Source organism: Sphingobium sp. FG11 (assembly GCF_057809915.1).
Window position 1 is genome coordinate 194178 of record NZ_JBMDKW010000002.1, and the last position, 16755, is coordinate 210932.

At 56.3% G+C, this 16755-nt stretch carries 18 protein-coding genes; 8 read left to right on the top strand and 10 right to left on the bottom strand.

What is annotated here, in order from left to right:
- Nucleotides 1–143 precede the first annotated feature (143 nt).
- The gene (locus tag ACODSN_RS02540; protein WP_489052901.1) at nt 144–1718 is read left to right on the top strand and encodes an ATP-binding protein; all 1575 of its coding nucleotides are present in this window, start codon (nt 144–146) and stop codon (nt 1716–1718) included.
- A 22-nt stretch (nt 1719–1740) separates the two neighbouring features.
- Nucleotides 1741–2343, top strand: a complete 603-nt coding sequence (locus tag ACODSN_RS02545) for a response regulator transcription factor (RefSeq protein WP_489052902.1) — start codon at nt 1741–1743, stop codon at nt 2341–2343.
- A gap of 365 nt (nt 2344–2708) precedes the next feature.
- Here ACODSN_RS02545 and ACODSN_RS02550 read toward each other — a convergent pair whose 3' ends face one another.
- Nucleotides 2709–3548 (bottom strand): GIY-YIG nuclease family protein, encoded by an 840-nt coding sequence (locus ACODSN_RS02550; RefSeq protein ID WP_489052903.1) that lies wholly within the window; start codon nt 3546–3548, stop codon nt 2709–2711.
- Between the two features lie 147 nt (nt 3549–3695).
- Nucleotides 3696–4343, bottom strand: coding sequence for a DUF6641 family protein (locus tag ACODSN_RS02555; RefSeq protein ID WP_489052905.1), 648 nt, complete (start codon nt 4341–4343; stop codon nt 3696–3698).
- Between the two features lie 22 nt (nt 4344–4365).
- On the opposite strand from ACODSN_RS02555, the gene ACODSN_RS02560 reads away from it, so the two are divergent.
- From ACODSN_RS02560 to ACODSN_RS02570, 3 genes are read left to right on the top strand one after another with little or no spacing between them, the layout of a single operon-like run.
- Complete coding sequence (locus ACODSN_RS02560) at nt 4366–4809, top strand: hypothetical protein (RefSeq protein ID WP_489052906.1); 444 nt, start codon at nt 4366–4368, stop codon at nt 4807–4809.
- Nucleotides 4809–5333, top strand: a complete 525-nt coding sequence (locus tag ACODSN_RS02565; RefSeq protein ID WP_489052908.1) for an ImmA/IrrE family metallo-endopeptidase — start codon at nt 4809–4811, stop codon at nt 5331–5333. The genes ACODSN_RS02560 and ACODSN_RS02565 overlap by 1 nt, the downstream gene beginning before the upstream one ends.
- Before the next feature lies 1 nt (nt 5334).
- Nucleotides 5335–6405: a beta family protein gene (locus ACODSN_RS02570; protein ID WP_489052909.1), complete on the top strand. Its 1071-nt coding sequence runs from the start codon at nt 5335–5337 to the stop codon at nt 6403–6405.
- 57 nt (nt 6406–6462) lie between these two features.
- Here the strand turns inward: ACODSN_RS02570 and ACODSN_RS02575 are convergent, their stop codons facing one another.
- The 3 genes from ACODSN_RS02575 to ACODSN_RS02585 form a co-directional block, all read right to left on the bottom strand.
- A complete protein-coding gene (locus ACODSN_RS02575) occupies nt 6463–7005 on the bottom strand; it encodes a recombinase family protein (RefSeq protein ID WP_489052911.1) in 543 nt (180 codons plus the stop codon).
- Between the two features lie 127 nt (nt 7006–7132).
- Nucleotides 7133–8563: a DEAD/DEAH box helicase family protein gene (locus tag ACODSN_RS02580; protein WP_489052913.1), complete on the bottom strand. Its 1431-nt coding sequence runs from the start codon at nt 8561–8563 to the stop codon at nt 7133–7135.
- A 628-nt stretch (nt 8564–9191) separates the two neighbouring features.
- Nucleotides 9192–10049 carry a hypothetical protein gene (locus ACODSN_RS02585; RefSeq protein ID WP_489052915.1) on the bottom strand — a complete coding sequence of 286 codons (858 nt, stop codon included), beginning with the start codon at nt 10047–10049 and terminating at the stop codon, nt 9192–9194.
- A gap of 24 nt (nt 10050–10073) precedes the next feature.
- Here ACODSN_RS02585 and ACODSN_RS02590 point away from each other — a divergent pair, with 24 nt between their 5' ends.
- The 3 genes from ACODSN_RS02590 (at nt 10074) to ACODSN_RS02600 (ending at nt 13061) form a co-directional block, all read left to right on the top strand.
- Complete coding sequence (locus ACODSN_RS02590; RefSeq protein WP_489052917.1) at nt 10074–11360, top strand: hypothetical protein; 1287 nt, start codon at nt 10074–10076, stop codon at nt 11358–11360.
- A gap of 331 nt (nt 11361–11691) precedes the next feature.
- Nucleotides 11692–12096, top strand: a complete 405-nt coding sequence (locus tag ACODSN_RS02595; protein ID WP_489052918.1) for a hypothetical protein — start codon at nt 11692–11694, stop codon at nt 12094–12096.
- A gap of 353 nt (nt 12097–12449) precedes the next feature.
- Nucleotides 12450–13061 (top strand): thermonuclease family protein, encoded by a 612-nt coding sequence (locus tag ACODSN_RS02600; protein WP_489052920.1) that lies wholly within the window; start codon nt 12450–12452, stop codon nt 13059–13061.
- 143 nt (nt 13062–13204) lie between these two features.
- On the opposite strand, the gene ACODSN_RS02605 is transcribed toward ACODSN_RS02600, so the two are convergent.
- The 5 genes from ACODSN_RS02605 to secF form a co-directional block, all read right to left on the bottom strand.
- The gene (locus ACODSN_RS02605) at nt 13205–13369 is read right to left on the bottom strand and encodes a hypothetical protein (protein WP_489053045.1); all 165 of its coding nucleotides are present in this window, start codon (nt 13367–13369) and stop codon (nt 13205–13207) included.
- Between the two features lie 34 nt (nt 13370–13403).
- Complete coding sequence (locus tag ACODSN_RS02610) at nt 13404–14096, bottom strand: RlmE family RNA methyltransferase (RefSeq protein WP_489052921.1); 693 nt, start codon at nt 14094–14096, stop codon at nt 13404–13406.
- The gene (locus ACODSN_RS02615) at nt 14093–15208 is read right to left on the bottom strand and encodes a Ppx/GppA phosphatase family protein (protein ID WP_489053039.1); all 1116 of its coding nucleotides are present in this window, start codon (nt 15206–15208) and stop codon (nt 14093–14095) included. The genes ACODSN_RS02610 and ACODSN_RS02615 overlap by 4 nt, the downstream gene beginning before the upstream one ends.
- A 137-nt stretch (nt 15209–15345) precedes the next feature.
- On the bottom strand, nt 15346–15687 hold the full coding sequence (locus ACODSN_RS02620; RefSeq protein WP_489053040.1) for an Mth938-like domain-containing protein: 342 nt from the start codon (nt 15685–15687) through the stop codon (nt 15346–15348).
- Nucleotides 15688–15755: 68 nt separating this feature from the next.
- The gene (gene secF, locus ACODSN_RS02625) at nt 15756–16736 is read right to left on the bottom strand and encodes a protein translocase subunit SecF (RefSeq protein WP_489052922.1); all 981 of its coding nucleotides are present in this window, start codon (nt 16734–16736) and stop codon (nt 15756–15758) included.
- Nucleotides 16737–16755 lie beyond the last annotated feature (19 nt).

A 16755-nucleotide genomic window follows, 5' to 3' on the forward strand; every position in this document is an offset into this window, starting at 1 on the left:
CTCTTAGCTGCCCAAGGAGAAGCCACCGTTCAGGTCTGCCCGTTAGGATGCCTGCTACACATATTAAAACGTGAACCCTGCTCCTATCCGGGTAGAACCCGGATTGCGCTTTGCATAAGGAGAAACCCTATTAATCGGGGGTGATGATAAACTGGCGCAATCTCTCGAACGGGCAATATGGCAGGACCTTGTTGTGGCTTGCCCTGATGTTCGTGTCCTATGGCATCGCATTTCTCATATTGCATCGGTTTGCCGCCTATTGGGGCAGGAACTCAGCCTTTAGCCTGTGGTTTCCTGCGGCTGGACTGCGCTTTGCCTTCCTGTGGTATTTTCCTCCCCGACTGAGTGGCTGGGTGGTTGCCACCGAATTGGTCGTGCAAATTCTGACGGGTGTGGTTGCTGGGCCGATGGCATGGCTGACGGCGTTGACCAGCATGGGATCGGCTATTGCCTATGTCGTTACGATCCTCATCGTGAAAACCTATTTTTCTCGCGGGAATAGTAGCCTCACCACCTTTCCGATGCCGGTTGGTTTCGCCATGCTGCTGTGCCCGTTGGTTGGTGCCGTACTTGCCTTGCCATGGGCGATATTTGGCCAAGTGAACAATATTATATACCCAGACTGGCAACAGATCATTGTACCGATCGGAACATACTGGATCGGGGATTTGCTTGGCATATTGGTAGTCGCGCCACCTCTGTTGTGGCTTGCTGACACAGACAGACCCCGTTTCCGCCTACCCTCTGGAATATGGGAGGCCGTCCTTGTCATGGCGGCGGGGAGCATGGTTTCCACCCTCGTCTGGCTTTCAACCAACTCGGTTCATATTGAGCCGCTGTTGCTCTGTGCCATTTGGGTCGCCCTGAGATTGGGCCGAATGGCTGCATGGACGATCAGCGCGATCGTCACCCTGATGGTGCTGCTGTTGATCGATGCCCCCATGTCGCTGGAACAACGCGCCAATCTGCATCTGCTTGCGGCGTCATTGGCCATCGCCAGCTATTTGGTTGGCAGTTATTCCGACGCGGAAACGCAAATGCGCCATGCCCTGCTCCGCAAGGATAGGTTGCTGTTGCGCGCCGACCGCCTCAAGACATTGCGCGCCATGTCCGTGGCGGTTATTCATGACATCAGCCAACCACTATCGACCCTGAGCATCGAAGCTCGACATATGGCGCAATTGGCTGTGGCCGACAGCCCTGATCGCAACGAGTTGACGGCGACAAGCGCATTGATCGACCGCAAGGTCACTCATCTTGCCGACATGGTCCGCCATATGCGCCAATTCGGTAGCGACAGGGCCGATCTACCGGTCCCCATTGCCGTGCCGCTATTGCTGGCCGATGTCGTTATGCTGATGAAGGCGGAGGCAAAGGCTGCACAGGTCGGTTTATCCGTTGCAGACGTTTCAGCATTTCCGATATCTGGGCGCGAAGTGGAATTGCAACAGGCACTGGTCAATCTGGTTCGTAACGCCATAGCGGCGACGCCGGGCGGGACGGTCACGCTCGATGCGCAGCAGAGGGACGATGTGCTGCATCTCAATGTCTGCGATGATGGGAAAGCGATAACGCAGGAAAGAGGCATGGGGCTGGGTCTGATTATTGCCCGCACTATCGCGGAAGCGCATGGCGGCTGGATAAACAGCGAAAACCTTGATCGAGCGGGGTCATGCTACACGCTCGTCCTGCCTCTGCTGGACGCACGTGATGCGTAGAGATGATGGAGTCGTCTGCATCGTGGACGACGACGCCGATCTTGGCGCCTCACTGGCCCGCCTGTTGCAACGACATGGATATAGCGCGCGGTCTTTCACCGACCCCGCAATATTTCTTTCGATGCATGGAAACAGCGAGCCATCCTGTATCATCACCGACATCATGATGGGGGCGATCGGCGGTTTCGATCTCGCGCGTCAACTACGCACAAACCATAGTGCCGCCGCAATCATCTTCATGACCGCTTGGCCAAAAACCAGCGATGCGGTGGATGCCATACGCGACTTAGGCGGACTGGATTATCTGGAAAAACCGCTGGATACGGAGCGTTTGCTTCACGCCGTCAGTGAAGGTCTGACGTGGAGCAGGAGCCGCCATTCTGCCTTGGCTCGCATCGGCCATCTTTCGCCGCGTGAAAGGCAAGTGTTCGACTTGATGGTACGCGGGAAAAGCAACAAGATGATCGCAATGGCATTGAGTGTGTCGGTTAAAACCGTCGAAGATCATCGCGCGGCTGTCTTGAAAAAGACAGGTGCAGGTACGATTGCCGACGTTATTGATATCGCTGGGAATATTGAGGGCGCGACGAAAAGGCACGTTCATCCATCTTCCAATGACCGCTGAGATAGGCAGTTCAAAGAAGACAGGTGTCCGACGAAGGCAATTTACCCCTGCCCAGCAGCCGAACAGTAGCGCGTACTTTCCCCCGCGCTTAGAAGCTCTGACAGCACTTTCCCACTAATTGACATACGGCGGCGGTAGCGCTTGATCGCATGGCCTCAAACGGAGGCATCAATGCGGCAAAATTTGCGGGATTGTTCGGGGAAACTGCTGGGATGGCGGCAGAAGGTGGGGCGACAGATCAGGGGCTATGCTGTTGATGGATCGCCAGCGGGTTGGTTCGATCCCGCGATAAATGCCACCTATGATCGCAACGGCTGCCGTGTTGGCATCGGCGATATGCTTGCCTCACTAATAGTGGGAAGCCATTAGTTCCGGTTGAGGCCAATCCCTCGGCTCTGGAGCTTCCGCTTCCATAGTTGTTCAGTCTGGACGATTTCATCGGTGCTGGCAGCCGACCCTGACACCTCAAGAATCGTAACTTGATAATCGCTGGGCTCGGCGCTCTTGAGGCCAATGTTCCCACCATGCCCATCAGAAGCGTAATTCTGCCAACGAGATATGAAGCCGCCGACGCGGCTGGTTGCAGACCCAACATACCACTCCCGCGTCCGCTCAGACGTTAGCAAATATATCCCGCGCGCAGCGGCAAGGGCTTCGATCCAACCACGGGGCAAAGTGGGCACATCCGAAATGTTGGCGATGAAATGGGTGAAGCCCGGAAATGCTTCTTCCCGAAACTCGCGCGTCAATTCGACAACGGGTTTTGCTTGCTTGTCTGGACGCTGAATCCAGCTACGCGCCCCAGCACCCCATTCGATCCAAAGGCGACCGACATACTCCTCCAAAATCGGAAGTAGCTGGATTTCGTAGCGGTCAAGCTGCTGATCGATCAATTCGATGCCAGGCCGATCATAAAGCGGGTCAATCCATTCATTAGCTGAGGGGCCAGCGAGTTCTGCTGAATAAACTCCCGTGAAAAGTGTACCCCCGCTCGGCGGCACGACGAATGAAGCCCAATAGGGGCTGCGAAGCTTCGCGCCGTTGGGTTGAGTCTGGACGGATTGATATTCATCAAAGGCACTCCGTCTATCGCGCCAAAGCAGATAGGGAGTCCGCCCGTTTGGAGCTTTGGTCTGATGGCGCAACAATCGGATTTCGGAAAGTTCAAACCCGGCTTTTGCAAGAAGGTCGTTGAACGTCAGCATATCTGCCCTTCTGCCTCTACAATCGCCATCCCTAAAAGCACAAACGGCGGCGGACCGAAAGGTCATGCCGCCAGCTTGGACGTGGAGTCACTAATAGTGGACGGCAACTAGGGCGGATGCGCGATCCGCCCTATGCAATCAAGTGCATCAGGCCGCAGCCTGCTTGGCCTTACGCTGGACCTTGCGGTCGGCGTTTGCGGCTTTCGCCTGCACGTCGAGTTCGCCAGCATTGATGGCCTCAATGATCCACACGATGAGGCTGGGCAGTTCCGCAAGGTTCTCGACTTCCACGGCATTCATGCCCTTCGTCAATTCCAACGGCTTGCTGCCATAGCGAATCTGGAAGAACATCTTGCCATGAGCATCAGTGAACCAGCCCTTGCGGACATGGCGCGGCGCATCAACGCGGATATTCTCGCCCTCAGCGTTCTTGCGCGTAACTTTCTTGGTCGCGACAAAGGACGTTCCAGTGATTTCCGCTTCCGCGAGCGCCTTCTGTTCATTGAGATAGCTGACCAGCTTGCCGCGCAGCATCTGCTCAGGCGTCAAGGGCGCATTGCGGGTGGCGGCGGTCAGCTTGAGGGTCTTGAGGATCGACATTTTCCATTGCTCCTTGGCCGTTATGGTCAAGGTCAGTCGATGGCATCGGCATTCAGACGGTCGATCAGAAAGAGGCAGAATTCTGCTAAAATGTGAATCGAGGATGGAACGCGTGTTTCGCTCTACCGCGATAAAATCGTTGCGATACCCGAACGTGATGCCTACATATTTTTCAATGGGGAAGGCATCGCGCATATTCTACGCCGTTTTGGGGCTCGTGTTCACGGCCGCTATATGTATTATAGCTTATTTTTCTATATATAGCCTTTTGACTGCGGCCCCCTCTAAGGGTCAAGTTGCAGTTGACTTTAATTCCATCCTTACGGTTCTCCTTACAACGGTCAGCGTTATATTCACCGTCTGCGCTATCGTTTTGGCCGTTTTAGGAATATTTGGTTTTCAGAATCTTAAGCGGGATGCGGGGCGATTCGCTGAAACTCAAGCGCTGGCTGAAATAGCGAAGGCATTTGGCCCTGCGGGCAGCGGAACAATTTGCATTGAGCAAGCCATGCAGGACGAGAACGGCCATCATCGTCAATATATAGAGAAAAGAATTCGATCTGAAGTAATATCGCTGCTTCCTTTGATAGCTGATCGGATAAATTCCGATGCCCTCCGATTGTCTATTGATGATCCCACGGATGAAGGCGATGTAGACTGATGGATCTGAAAATATCATCCAGCGATCCAGCCGTTAGCTTATGGCTTCGTGCCGACGAAGCCGATTTGAAGAAAATATGGGATCTATTTGAGATGAATCCCGTGCCAGTTGGTCAAGTGGCTGATCGGCTCGGCATAGAGGTTCTAAGTGTAACGTTGCCCACTGAAATTTCTGGCCTAATACGTCGAAACGAGCATGGGGTTTTCGAAATCCATGTGAACAACACGGATGCAGCCGTTCGGCAGAGATTCACCGTTTGCCATGAGATCGCCCATTATCTTCTCCATCGACCATTGATCGATGGCGAAGGAATCACTGACAACATTCTATATAGATCGAAGCTTTCAAATAAGCAGGAAGCCGAAGCTAATAAATTGGGCGCTGCCATATTGCTTCCGTGGCAAAAAATATTGCAGTGGCACGAAGAGAAATATGGAACTCCTCCGGATAAGGGAAATATTGAGGAAATTGCTTCGCAGTTTCGTGCGTCGAGTCTTGCCGTCGGTTTTAGGCTAGGCATTTAAAATGACCGAATTCACAAAGCGCTATTATCCGACCATTTGCATCCGACGCGCAGAGATGAAGGCAATGGAAAAATTGCCTGAAACTGAAAAAGCGAAAATGCTTCCGGTTGTCTTGCTTGCTCCATGGCTTAATTCGATTGAATTTGAAAACACTTTTCGAATTATCGAAAAGAGTGTTGGCAATGGCCCAATCATTGTCGATTTGGATAGGAGTTTTGCCAGCGAATCAACTTTGCCATCGCGTAAATATTTTCGTGAGTTGTTAGACCCCGCTACCGGACCCGGCCAGTGGATTAAATTAATCGAGAGCCATAAAAACTATATACCATGTATACAGTTCACGGGAGTTGACCAAGATTTGATTCTTAAGCAGATTGATTTTGCTAATGGATTAAATCGAGGTTTTGCGATTAGGATTGAATTGCAGAAATCACAAAACATAGACGATTTGGTATCCATTGCTTCGAACAATGTCGATCAAGACTTCTTGATAATTCTTGACTATGGATATGTTAAGATAAATGATGTTACGGAATTTAATGTTTCTAATATAATTGATAAATTTTTGTCAGTGTCTAATAATTTTAAATTTGTCGTCACTGGAGCGAGTTTTCCAAACTCATTTTCAGAGTACGATGATTTCTCTGAAAGTCCGTCAATATATTCTAGGCTGATATATAATAATCTTGCTCGTAAATATGGCAACTATAATTTCTTTTACGGTGATTGGGCTAGCACGAAGCCAAGAACTTATGATGGGGGAGGTAGTAAACCTCTTCCTAGAATCGATTTTCCTACATCGAGTAGATGGATAATTGCTCGTTCTAAAGAAAATGAGTGGGATTTTCAGACAGCCTCGGAGAAAATCACAAGACTTCCTGAATGGCGTAGTAGGCCTATGGTGTGGGGAACGGGGATGATCGAGAAATCCGCAAAAGGATTGCCAGGTGGTATTTCCACGGGACCGCAGGCAATCGCCGCGAGAATTAATATCCATCTTTATCTTCAGAATAACTTTGGAAACCCAACGCCCGCCACGGGGCCTGTTGGAAAATGGATTGATCCCATTTAAGGCTGCTAGGATCGAGGTTGTTGAGGAGTTGGCACTATTTCTATCGCATAACTCCTCCTAATTTTGTGTAGTCATCAGTCGGTAGACGGATTGCCTATGGCATCCAAGCGCGCCAGCAATCGCGCCGACGGACATGCCCTGAGCGGCCATTTCCTTGACTCGCTGAGCATCAATGCCAGCCCTGCGCCCCTTATAGACGCCGTTGGCTTTCGCCTTTGCGATTCCCGCCCGCTGCCGCTCCCTCCTGATGTCATTTTCGAATTCCGCAACCGCGCCCAAGATTGCCAGCGTGAGCTTCCCCGTGCTGCTGCTGGTGTCGATGCTTTGGTGGACGCACTGGAATGCAACGCCCTTGCGGCTGAGTTCGTCCAGTAGCTGGAACAGGTCAGTCAGCGAACGGGCGAAACGGTCGAGCCTGCTGACCACGATGGTATCGCCCTCGCGGACGAACTGGAGCATTTCCATAAGTCCAGCACGTGCTCTGCTGGTGCCGCTGGCCTGATCCTGAAATATGCGGTCGCAACCGTGAGCGCCCAATTCGTCCATTTGGACATCGAGGCTCTGGTCCGTGGTGCTGACACGCGCATAACCGACGATCATGTTTGCTCCTGTCACTTTTGGGTTTGGAGCCTGACCATCTGATGTCATTTTTGTTGGAAATCGACCTGAATGTGACAGGCGCCGCGCGGAATGCGACTGTCACGACAGGGACTACCTGAATGCGGCATCATGCGGCACTCACTAGTAGTGAGTTTGCCGCCGCCTTTTTGGCCGCGCGATGTTTCCTGACCCGTTCAGCGTTGGTCATCGCCCGCACAGCTTTGGGGCGACCAACTTTGCCAGCCACCCAATCCAGTCCCGTGTTGAGTTTGCTGACTGCTGCCCCAGCGAACTTGCCCCCAATCCATTCCGCGCTGGCCTTGCTGGGCACGATGATGGTGACGGGCGCGATGGCATTGGGATCGCGTAGTGAGCAACGCATGATGGCCTGATATTCTGACTGGTAACAGATCACCGTGCGGATTTGCTGGTCAGTCAGACCAAGCATTCCCAGAAACTTCGCGCTGGCATGGTTGTGGACGAGCGCGATGGTGCTGGCAGCGGCGTGGCAGTTGATGAAATGTGGTTCGTTGAGGCCGTGGCTGACGGCGGGCAGACGGTCATTACGATCGAACATCAGCATGTCTGCAGACTTGTTCGCGACCCATAAGAAGCGTTGCCCAACGAAGAAGCGCTGGATGTAGTCGCCTACCTCTTCAAGCAGGATCATGCCTGTATCTTCATTCTCGGTCTGCGAACGCCAAATCGACCATTCTCGCTCGAACAGATAATGGACAGTCAGGCGGTCGCCGTTCTGATGTTCGTGGTAGCGCAGCCCCTTGCTCAGCAACGGATGCGGCAAAAAGTCGATGTCGCTGCGGATGCCCCACAGCGCGAATAATTCCGTTTCCAGCGCGTTGGCACCCATCAGGGTGACAGAATTGAAGTCCGCCACAAACTCAGGCCCAAGGATCGAGAAGAAATTGATTTCCCCTTCGCGCTTGGTTCTATCCAGCAAGGCCTGATAGCAGGCCGTTTCCACCATGACAGTGCGGCTGGCGTCGAGCAGATGGTTGGAGATGGGGGTGAAGCGTTCCAGCAGTTCATCCTTGCTCTCATTGCGAAACAGGGTTTCCATTGCGCCGCGATGGCCTGCTGCGACCTTCACTGCGCTGATGCCACGGCCAAGGTCTTCCAGTTCGATATGGTCGGTTAGATGCGCGTGAGTCTTGACGATCTTGAGAGCCAGACACTCGAACACAGACGGAATTTCGTCGACGAATACGTCCCAATGCGCGCGGTGCGCTGGTGGCAGGCGTTTGAGGGCTTCGTGGCTGATAAGCAGCACCTGCCCCTTGCCCTTGTCCGCACTGGCCATATGCGCCTCGATCCTTGGGGTCACGGCATCGCCGTTGCGGCTGGAACAGATGGATTTGACCGACAAGAGCGGATTGGCGCGGCGCAAATTTGCGGCGGTCTGGCGGATTAAATGTTTGGTTGGCTGCGCGATCAGGATTTTGCGATTCTCGCTGGCCACCAATTTAGCGGCAAGCTGTTCGAGTTGGTATGTTTTGCCCGATCCCGCAGGCGCAGAAACGTAGTGAATTCGCGTTTTCATTCGATAGTGTTCTCCTTTTCCCAAATTAAGTATGCCTTTGTCCAAGCATAATTCCCGCTATTGGTCCGTTTTTCGTGTTAAAATGAGCGACGGCGAGAACACGATTTGGACAAATGCGGGATGCCGCCGCTCATATCTATTTATCTATGGGATTTATTAAATTGCGAAACATCGATGTAACGCGGCGCCAGATTCCATGTAACTTTTATTATCTTAGAGATAGCTTTCGTTACAACAAAGTATTGAGAAGAAACCCAAAAACGACGCGAAGCGGCGTATCCAACACATGCGAGCGAAGCGATGCAGGTTGGATAGGCCAGCGGCGTCAGTTTTTATGGCGTTGCGATGGGCGCAGCCAGAGCAAGGCCATTTTCATCATGGACATATCCCCCACCAAGCCCTGCGGCCTTGGCGTGGGATAGCAATTGGCCGCACGGCCCGCATTTGACAGCTTCGCCGCCAAATCCATGCCTGCTGCGGCCATTGCGGCTTTCTTGATCTGGCTGAAGGGATCTCAATCGAAGGCCGCAGCGCGGCGGGAAGATTGGCGCAGCCTTCCCATGCTGGTGCCGTGTTACAAGGGCAGGCCGCACATCACCCCACTAGTAGTGGCCGATTATGGGGATTTCTAAGCTCTATGGATCGGGCCAAAGCGCTTACGATATATGAAGGGGTAATCGACAGGCCGTGCGTGTTCGCATTTGGCGTAGCTGGGGAAGATGCCCCTTGCTGCGTTTTCCGCGATCATATGGCCACGACTCAAGGCACGGCTGGTTAGCTCTTTGAGCGCAGTCCGACCTTCGGCGTTTTCAGCACTTGGCGTTGCTGACGGGTCCAATGAGCGATGCTGCACGCTCAGCCCTGCCGTGGCCCCAACTTGCCACAAGGTCATTTTGGGATTTGCCGACTTCACGTGCAGGCACTTTAGGTATCGCAACACGCTGGCATAATGCAGCTTTGTCGATCTCGACAGCTTGAACGGCGCATCGCCTGTCATTGTGTCCGCTCCGCTTTCAGCCTCGCGTTTACTAAGGTCGTCGATCATCGCAGAAACCTGCGTCATGATCTGCGCCTTGGGCAAACCAATGGGAATGGACGCGATGATTGACGTTGGCTGAATTTGATCCAGCCACTCCTCATTCAAAAAATCCCTGACGCTGCTCCGTATGCGCGCAAGACGATCATCCTCGTCATAATGCCTGATGGCCCCCAGGCGCGTTACTCTCGGCCTATCTGCTGATACGCCGAATTGCGGGATCGCCACGGATCGCCACCAACGGGTGATGGACATGAACCTCACGTCCCCAAAGGCGTCATATACCTTCAGCACATCGTCGAAATCGGCGGGCAGATCGCCACCGCCAAACGATACCCCAGTCCTGAAATAGCGCGCCCGCTCGTAGCTTGGACTTGCCCTGAGATACCAACCCCATAGCTGATACCACTTTGCCTCCTCGCTGAGGATTGACAGGTGTTTTTCTGACATATTTTGTTGGCTTATTTGTCCAAAATGATCCTGACATTCACCTATCAGGACAACCCTGACGTATCAACTCCTCACGACGCCGCATTGTGCCGCGTCGATGAAGGAGAACACCGAATGTCTGATATTAGTGAGTTGCTACTCGTGAAGCGCTTTGATGCTGATCGCGGGTGGTTCGATTTTGAAGTTGAGAAGCAGGACGATGGCTCTGAGGTCCACTATGCTGCCAAGCGTTTTGGGCTTCTCCGTGATGACGTTTCCACTGGCATGAGTCAGTTGCCCGCCGAGCGCATTCTGGAACTAATTGCTGCCTTCAAGCAGAAGTCCCTTGTCGCCGATAACGAGGCGCAGACGAAGCTCAGAGTCGCTGGTCGCCAAATCCTCTACCAGCAGCTTGCGGAAGCCTATGCCTTTGGCCTTGCCTGCTTTTCGTCGATCTACAATCGCGAACATTTGACGACCGTTTTGTCGCAGCACGATCTGGGCAAGCAGGCGAAGGCTCTCACATCGACCGGCAGTTATAACAAATGGAATGCCATCACGGCGCTGCTCTACGGGCGTTGGGTCAATACCGACACTAACGCCCCCATCGCCGATGGCCAGCATGAAAGCATTGCCAATCGCGCATACCGGCGTGATCGTTCTGCCGAGAAATATGGCTGCGTCCTTGCCGTTCTGGAAGGCAGTAAGGTTAGAGTGCCTGACGTGGTTGATTTCATTACCACGGCAAAATTCAAATCCAAAGAGGACGGCAAGGTTTATGGCGGGATTCTGGCGCTAGAAATGCACTACAGGCAATGGGCCGCCAAGCAGGCGGCGCAGCGAGCCAAAAAGCCTACGCCACGACAAATTGCACGGCGTCAACAGGATCGCGCCAATGCTGTCACCAAGGCGGAAAACCCCGCCAACGACGATGTGTTTGAATTTGCCAAGCCCGCCCAACTGCCAGAAGCTGTTGAGTTCGGTCGCATCACCTTCAAGGTGGTTGGCGAAAAGCTGTTCGTTGTCGGTGTGGATGGCTGGGAACAGGCCAAATACGATGAGTTTGTCGTTGCGAAGGGCAGGAAAATTCTAGCCCGCGAAGCTGAAATTCAGGCTGGAATCGATGCCAAGCGGGAAGAAGTGAAGGAGAGCGCAGGCGCAGTGTTGGTCAATCTGCGCTATGATGAGGAGTTCTCCGATTTGCTGGCAGATGGGGCCGATGTTGAGGAGGTGACCGCCGCCTTCAAAGCGACCGTGGCTGACATGAAGGCAAAGCGACTGCAAAAGCAAACTGAGCATCTTGAGCAGTTTGCCGATCCAATCCCCGACTAACTACTGAACGCAACCTGCCACCGCGCCAGTGTGGCAGCACATATAGCCCATGGAGACGCATATGCGTTCCAGCGACGGCCTTTGAAACGCTCTCACGGCTCGCCGTGGGGGCGTTTTCGTTTGCCCGCTCACTATTAGTGAACCGCCCCATCATCTGGAATTGTCTACATAGTAAATTTCTGTGCTTACACGGCATCGACCATCGTACTGGATGGATATACGTGGGTAGAATGGGAGTCTGCCTTACAGGCGGTCGCCTCAGTTGCAGGCAGATGAAACCGATTCTCAATGATTTTCATCGACGTAGGCATTCTCGCATGGAGATGCCTAGATGTCCGCTCAATCAGAATGCCTATCACCGTATGAATTTGGGACGGCGATCCTGACGGTTGCCCAGAACAGCTTGGATGGGCGCGCCAGCTATACCGATCTTTGGGTTCATCTGCACGGGGAAGCGCCAACCTACGCATCGTTCTTCCGTAAGTTTTCCCGTCCATTCAGCCAACTTGGCCGGGTCTGTGTGGAACTCAAGCTGCCATATATTGGCGCACTGATTGTCGCCAAGCGTTCACGTAAGCCATCAAAGGCTGCGGTCGACAATATGGCTGACTTCATCAAAGCCCATGGCATCGCCACAGGGCGTAACGCGCGCGAATATCTGGACGAGCAGGCGAAATTGGCGGCAGCGCTTACCATCGAAGATTTGACCAAGGCATTCAGGCAGGCCGCTCTCTGACGGCCCCTCAGGAATTTATTCCTTACGATCTGGCAGCGGCGCGATGTACGAAGTTTGGCGAGTGCGCTCCGCCTCCTTCCGGCGCTTCTGGTGATCTTTCACGGATTGAAGCGCCTGCTTCGCTAACTCGACCTGACGCTTTTTCGCGGCCACTATGGATTGTGCAGGCGTCAAGGGTTTCTTGGGCTTGCGCGGCTTCTTTGGTTTGGTCGTTGCAAATTCGTAGAATCTCATGCCGTATTTATGCACGGCCACATTATGGATGAGGCGCGGGGGAGATCATGGGGCGGCGATCACAACAGGGCTTTTTAATAGAGCTTGCCATCGTAGGGGCGCTTGGCGCAGGCATCTGGATGGAGAAACACACCAGCTTTTCTGGCCTGTTCATCATCGTTCCAGCTTTGGCCGTTTTGGTGCCGCTGTTCTTTTGGAACTATATGCGTCCCTATGGGCGTCGTAAAAAATGGCGGCCGCGCTCGAACGGTTGGCCTCCTAAGAAAGAACGCACTTTCCCAGCATGGCAGATCTACAGCTTTGCCGCATTGCTGACCGTGGCTACCTTTTGTGTGGTGTTTTTCTGGCCCACCAGTCAGCCCAGCGAGGCGGCGGCTCTTTCATCTACTGGCCGCTTTACCTGTAACGTTAGCAGCATCACCGACGGCGATACCTTGCGATGCGTTGACGGCACGAGGATCAGGCTTCACGCGGTTGCTGCTCGTGAAAGCGATGAAACCTGTAAGGTTGGTCATCCTTGCCCGTCAGCATCGGGCGCTTCCGCTACGTCCAAACTGACTGAGCTTGCCTCTGGCCAAATCCTACAATGTGAGCAGACGGGCACCAGCTATAACCGCGTGACTGCCGTTTGCTGGAACAAGGCAAACACGGAAATCAACTGTGCGATGGTTCAAAGCGGCACCACTGTCATATGGCCCAAGTTCAACCAGCAACGGGCGATCTGCGAATGAAGATGATGAGACGCCTCCTGTTTTGGACTGAGGTTATCGTCGTTGCGGGGCTAACGCTTTTGGGCTCCGTCCAAATGCTACTGTCGCTTGGCCGCTTGCTTTGGAATGCTCTTTGAAACCGCAGATTTCTGCGGATTTTTATGCTATACAACTACCACACCTTGCACCCGTTCACGGCTTTCGGCCACCGCCTTGTCCGGCAGCCCTACGAGGATGAAATTGGGCAGGCCCGGCACCAGCTGGCACTGGACCTCGACGCGGCGCGCCTCCAGCCCGAGATAGGCCACCGTCGATACCGTCGAAACCAAACGCCCCGTCCTTCCCCCTGAAACCTCGCCGCCGTCAGTCGTCCTGGTCCGCCCGCTCCTTGTCGGTGGGCAATCCCTTGAACCCCTGCGCGACGACATACCATTCGACGCTGCCCTTGCGGCTGGCGGGGGGCTTGGCATGTTTGATCGTGGTGAAATGCTTTTTGAGCACGGTCAGCAATTCGCCATCGGTGCCGCCCGCGAACACTTTGGCGACGAAGGTGCCGCCCTTGCTCAGATTTTCCACCGCGAACCACACCGCCGCCTCGACCAGCCCCATGGTGCGCAGATGGTCGGTCGCGGCATGCCCCACCGTATTGGCCGCCATGTCGGAAATGATGAGGTCCGGCGCCATACCCAGCGCCTCGCGCAGCCGGTCGGGCGCGGCGTCGTCCATGAAGTCCATCTCGAACAGGGTGACGCCGGGGATCGGATCGGTCGGCAGCAGGTCGATGCCCACGACCGCCGCCTTGGGCGCGAGTTTGCGCACCACCTGCGCCCAGCCGCCCGGCGCGACGCCCAGATCGATCACGGCGCGGCTGCCCTTTACGAAATGGAACTTCTCGTCCAGCTCGATGAGCTTGAACGCGGCGCGGCTGCGCCACCCTTCGGCCTTGGCCTTGCGCACATAGGGATCGTTCAATTGCCGTTCGAGCCAACGGGTCGATTGCGCGGTGCGCCCCTTCGCCGTCTTGACCCGAACCTTGCCGACGCCCGCACCCCTCATGACTTGCCCCCGTCGCGGTCCATCAGGCCGCGCAATATGCCTTCTCTGATGCCCCGATCGGCGACGCCCAGCCGCTCGGCGGGCCAGATATCCATGATCGATTCCAGGATCGCGCAGCCCGCCACCACCAGATCGGCGCGTTCGGTGCCGATGCAGGGCAGCTTCTGCCGCTCGGCCAGCGTCATGCCCGCCAACCGGGTCGAGATCGATCGCATGGAGGCGGACGGCACGATCAGCCCGTCGATCGCCTGCCGGTCATAGCGCGGCAATTCCAGATGCAGGCTGGCGAGCGTCGTCACCGTGCCCGATGTGCCGAGCAGCCGCCGCCCCTCCGCTTCACGCGGCAACCGCCGGGCGAGCGGGGCGAAGGCGTCGGCCACGCGCGCGCGCATCCGGCCATAGGCGGCGGCCCGCTCGTCCGCGTCGCCATGATCGAACAATTCGCTTTCGGTCAGCGAGACCACGCCCCAGGGCGCGCTGACCCAATCGACGATGCGCGGCGCGGCGTCACCGCTCGCATCGACCAGCACCAGTTCGGTCGATCCCCCGCCAATGTCGAAGATCAGCGCGGGGCCGTCGCCCGGCTCCAGCAGCGCATGACAGCCCAGCACCGCCAGCCGTGCCTCTTCCTGCGCCGAGATGATGTCGAGCGCGATGCCCGTCTCTCGATAGACCCGGTCAATGAAATCCGCGCCATTGGACGCGCGGCGGCAGGCTTCGGTCGCCACCGAGCGCGCGAGCGTCACATGGCGGCGCTTGAGCTTGTCGGCGCACACGGCGAGCGCGGCGATGGCGCGATCGATCGCCGCGTCGCTGATCCGCCCCGTCGCCGCCAGCCCTTCGCCCAGCCGCACGATGCGCGAAAAGGCGTCGACGACGATAAAGCCGTCAACCGATGGCTTGGCGATCAGCAAGCGGCAATTATTGGTGCCAAGGTCGATGGCCGCATAGGCGCGCCGGCCGCGCTGATGGGACGGAAGACCCCGCGCTATTGGCGGGGGAGGAATGGCCGCAGCCTTGCTCCCATTGCCGGGGCCGGTCGGGGCACGCTTCCCCGAAAAACCCCCGGCGGGACCGGAACCCTGCGGCGATGGGCGGCTATAGTGCGCCAAGGCCGAATCTCGCTTCATGCTCGCCGGGCCGAAAGGCGCCGGAACTTGAGAGAGAGAGTAGGCGGCTGCGTGGCAAAGCGCAAGGCGGGTGGGGGAAAGGGCTGGTGCCGATGCGCGCGAGGCGCATCCAGAAAAATCTACAGCGGCAGCAGCGCCGCGACGATCCAGCGTTCTTCGGCCCGCAACACGCCCCAGGCGCGCGCGGCGGCGCGGCTGTCCATCGCCTCGACGCCAAAGCCGCGTGCTTCCAGGTCGCGCACGAAAGCCCGCGGCGGCTGTTGCAGGCCAGCGCCCGTGCCGAGCAACAGAAATTCCGGAACCGGATCGCCCTCCAGCAGGTCGCCCAGCGCATCCGCCGTCAGTGCGGCGATTGCTGGCGCATCATCCCACGCCAGCGCGCGCGTCGGGCTGAGCAGCAGGCCCGCCGGAAACACATCGTCCTTCACCCGGAAGCCGCGCCCGGCAAAGCCGGTGACGATCGGTCCTTGCCCGCTCTCGTCGCGGCGCAGCTCGATGCCGGCGCGGCGCGGTTCGGGCGGCCTATCGCTCAGGGTTGCGCTCCGTCGCGCGGCCCCATCCGCTCGGCCTGCGCCGCGATCCCCTTGGGGGCTTTACGTTCGGCCATGCCGGGCTTGAGGCCCAGCGAGATCAGCAGCGAGGACGAGACATAGACCGACGAATAGGTGCCGACGACGATGCCCAGCATCATCGCCGCGGTGAAGCCGCGCAGCACATGGCCGCCGAACAGCAGCAGCGCGCCCAGCGCCAGCATGATCGTGACCGAGGTCATCACCGTGCGCGGCAGCGTTTCATTGACCGACAGGTCGATCAGCGCCTTCATGTCCATCTTGCGATATTTGCGCATATTTTCGCGGATGCGGTCGTCGATCACCATCTTGTCGTTGATCGAATAGCCCACGATCGTCAGGACGGCAGCGACGATATTGAGGTCGAATTCCAGTTGCGTGATAGCGAAGAAACCGAGCGTCATCAGGACGTCATGCATGATCGCGACGAAGGTCGAGACGCCGAACTGCCATTCGTAGCGGAACCAGGAAAAGACCGCGATGCCGATCACCGCCAGCATCACCGCCAGCACGCCGTTGCGGATCAGCTCGCCCGAAACCTTGCCCGACACCGTGTCGTAGCGGGAAAAGACGACGCCGGGGAAGCGCGCGGTCATCGCCTTGCGGGTTTTTTCCACCACCGCATTGGCCGCGCCCGCGCCGCCCTGTTCGGGCAGCGGCAGGCGGATCTGCACGGTCTGGGGATCGCCGAACTGCTGGAGCGAGCTTTCGCCGACACGCAGGCTGGCGATCGTGTCGCGCACCTTGTCGGTTTCCACCGCCTGCGGGAATTTCGCCTCGATCATCAGGCCGCCGACGAAATCGACGCCCAGATTAAGCCCGCGATAGGCGGTCGCGCCGACCGCGAGCACGGTCAGCAGCGCCGTCAGCGCGAACGCCCAGTGGCGGATCGCGACGAAGCCGATATTGGTATTGTCGGGGACGAGTTTTAAGAGTTTCATGGGTCTGTCCTCCCGCCCC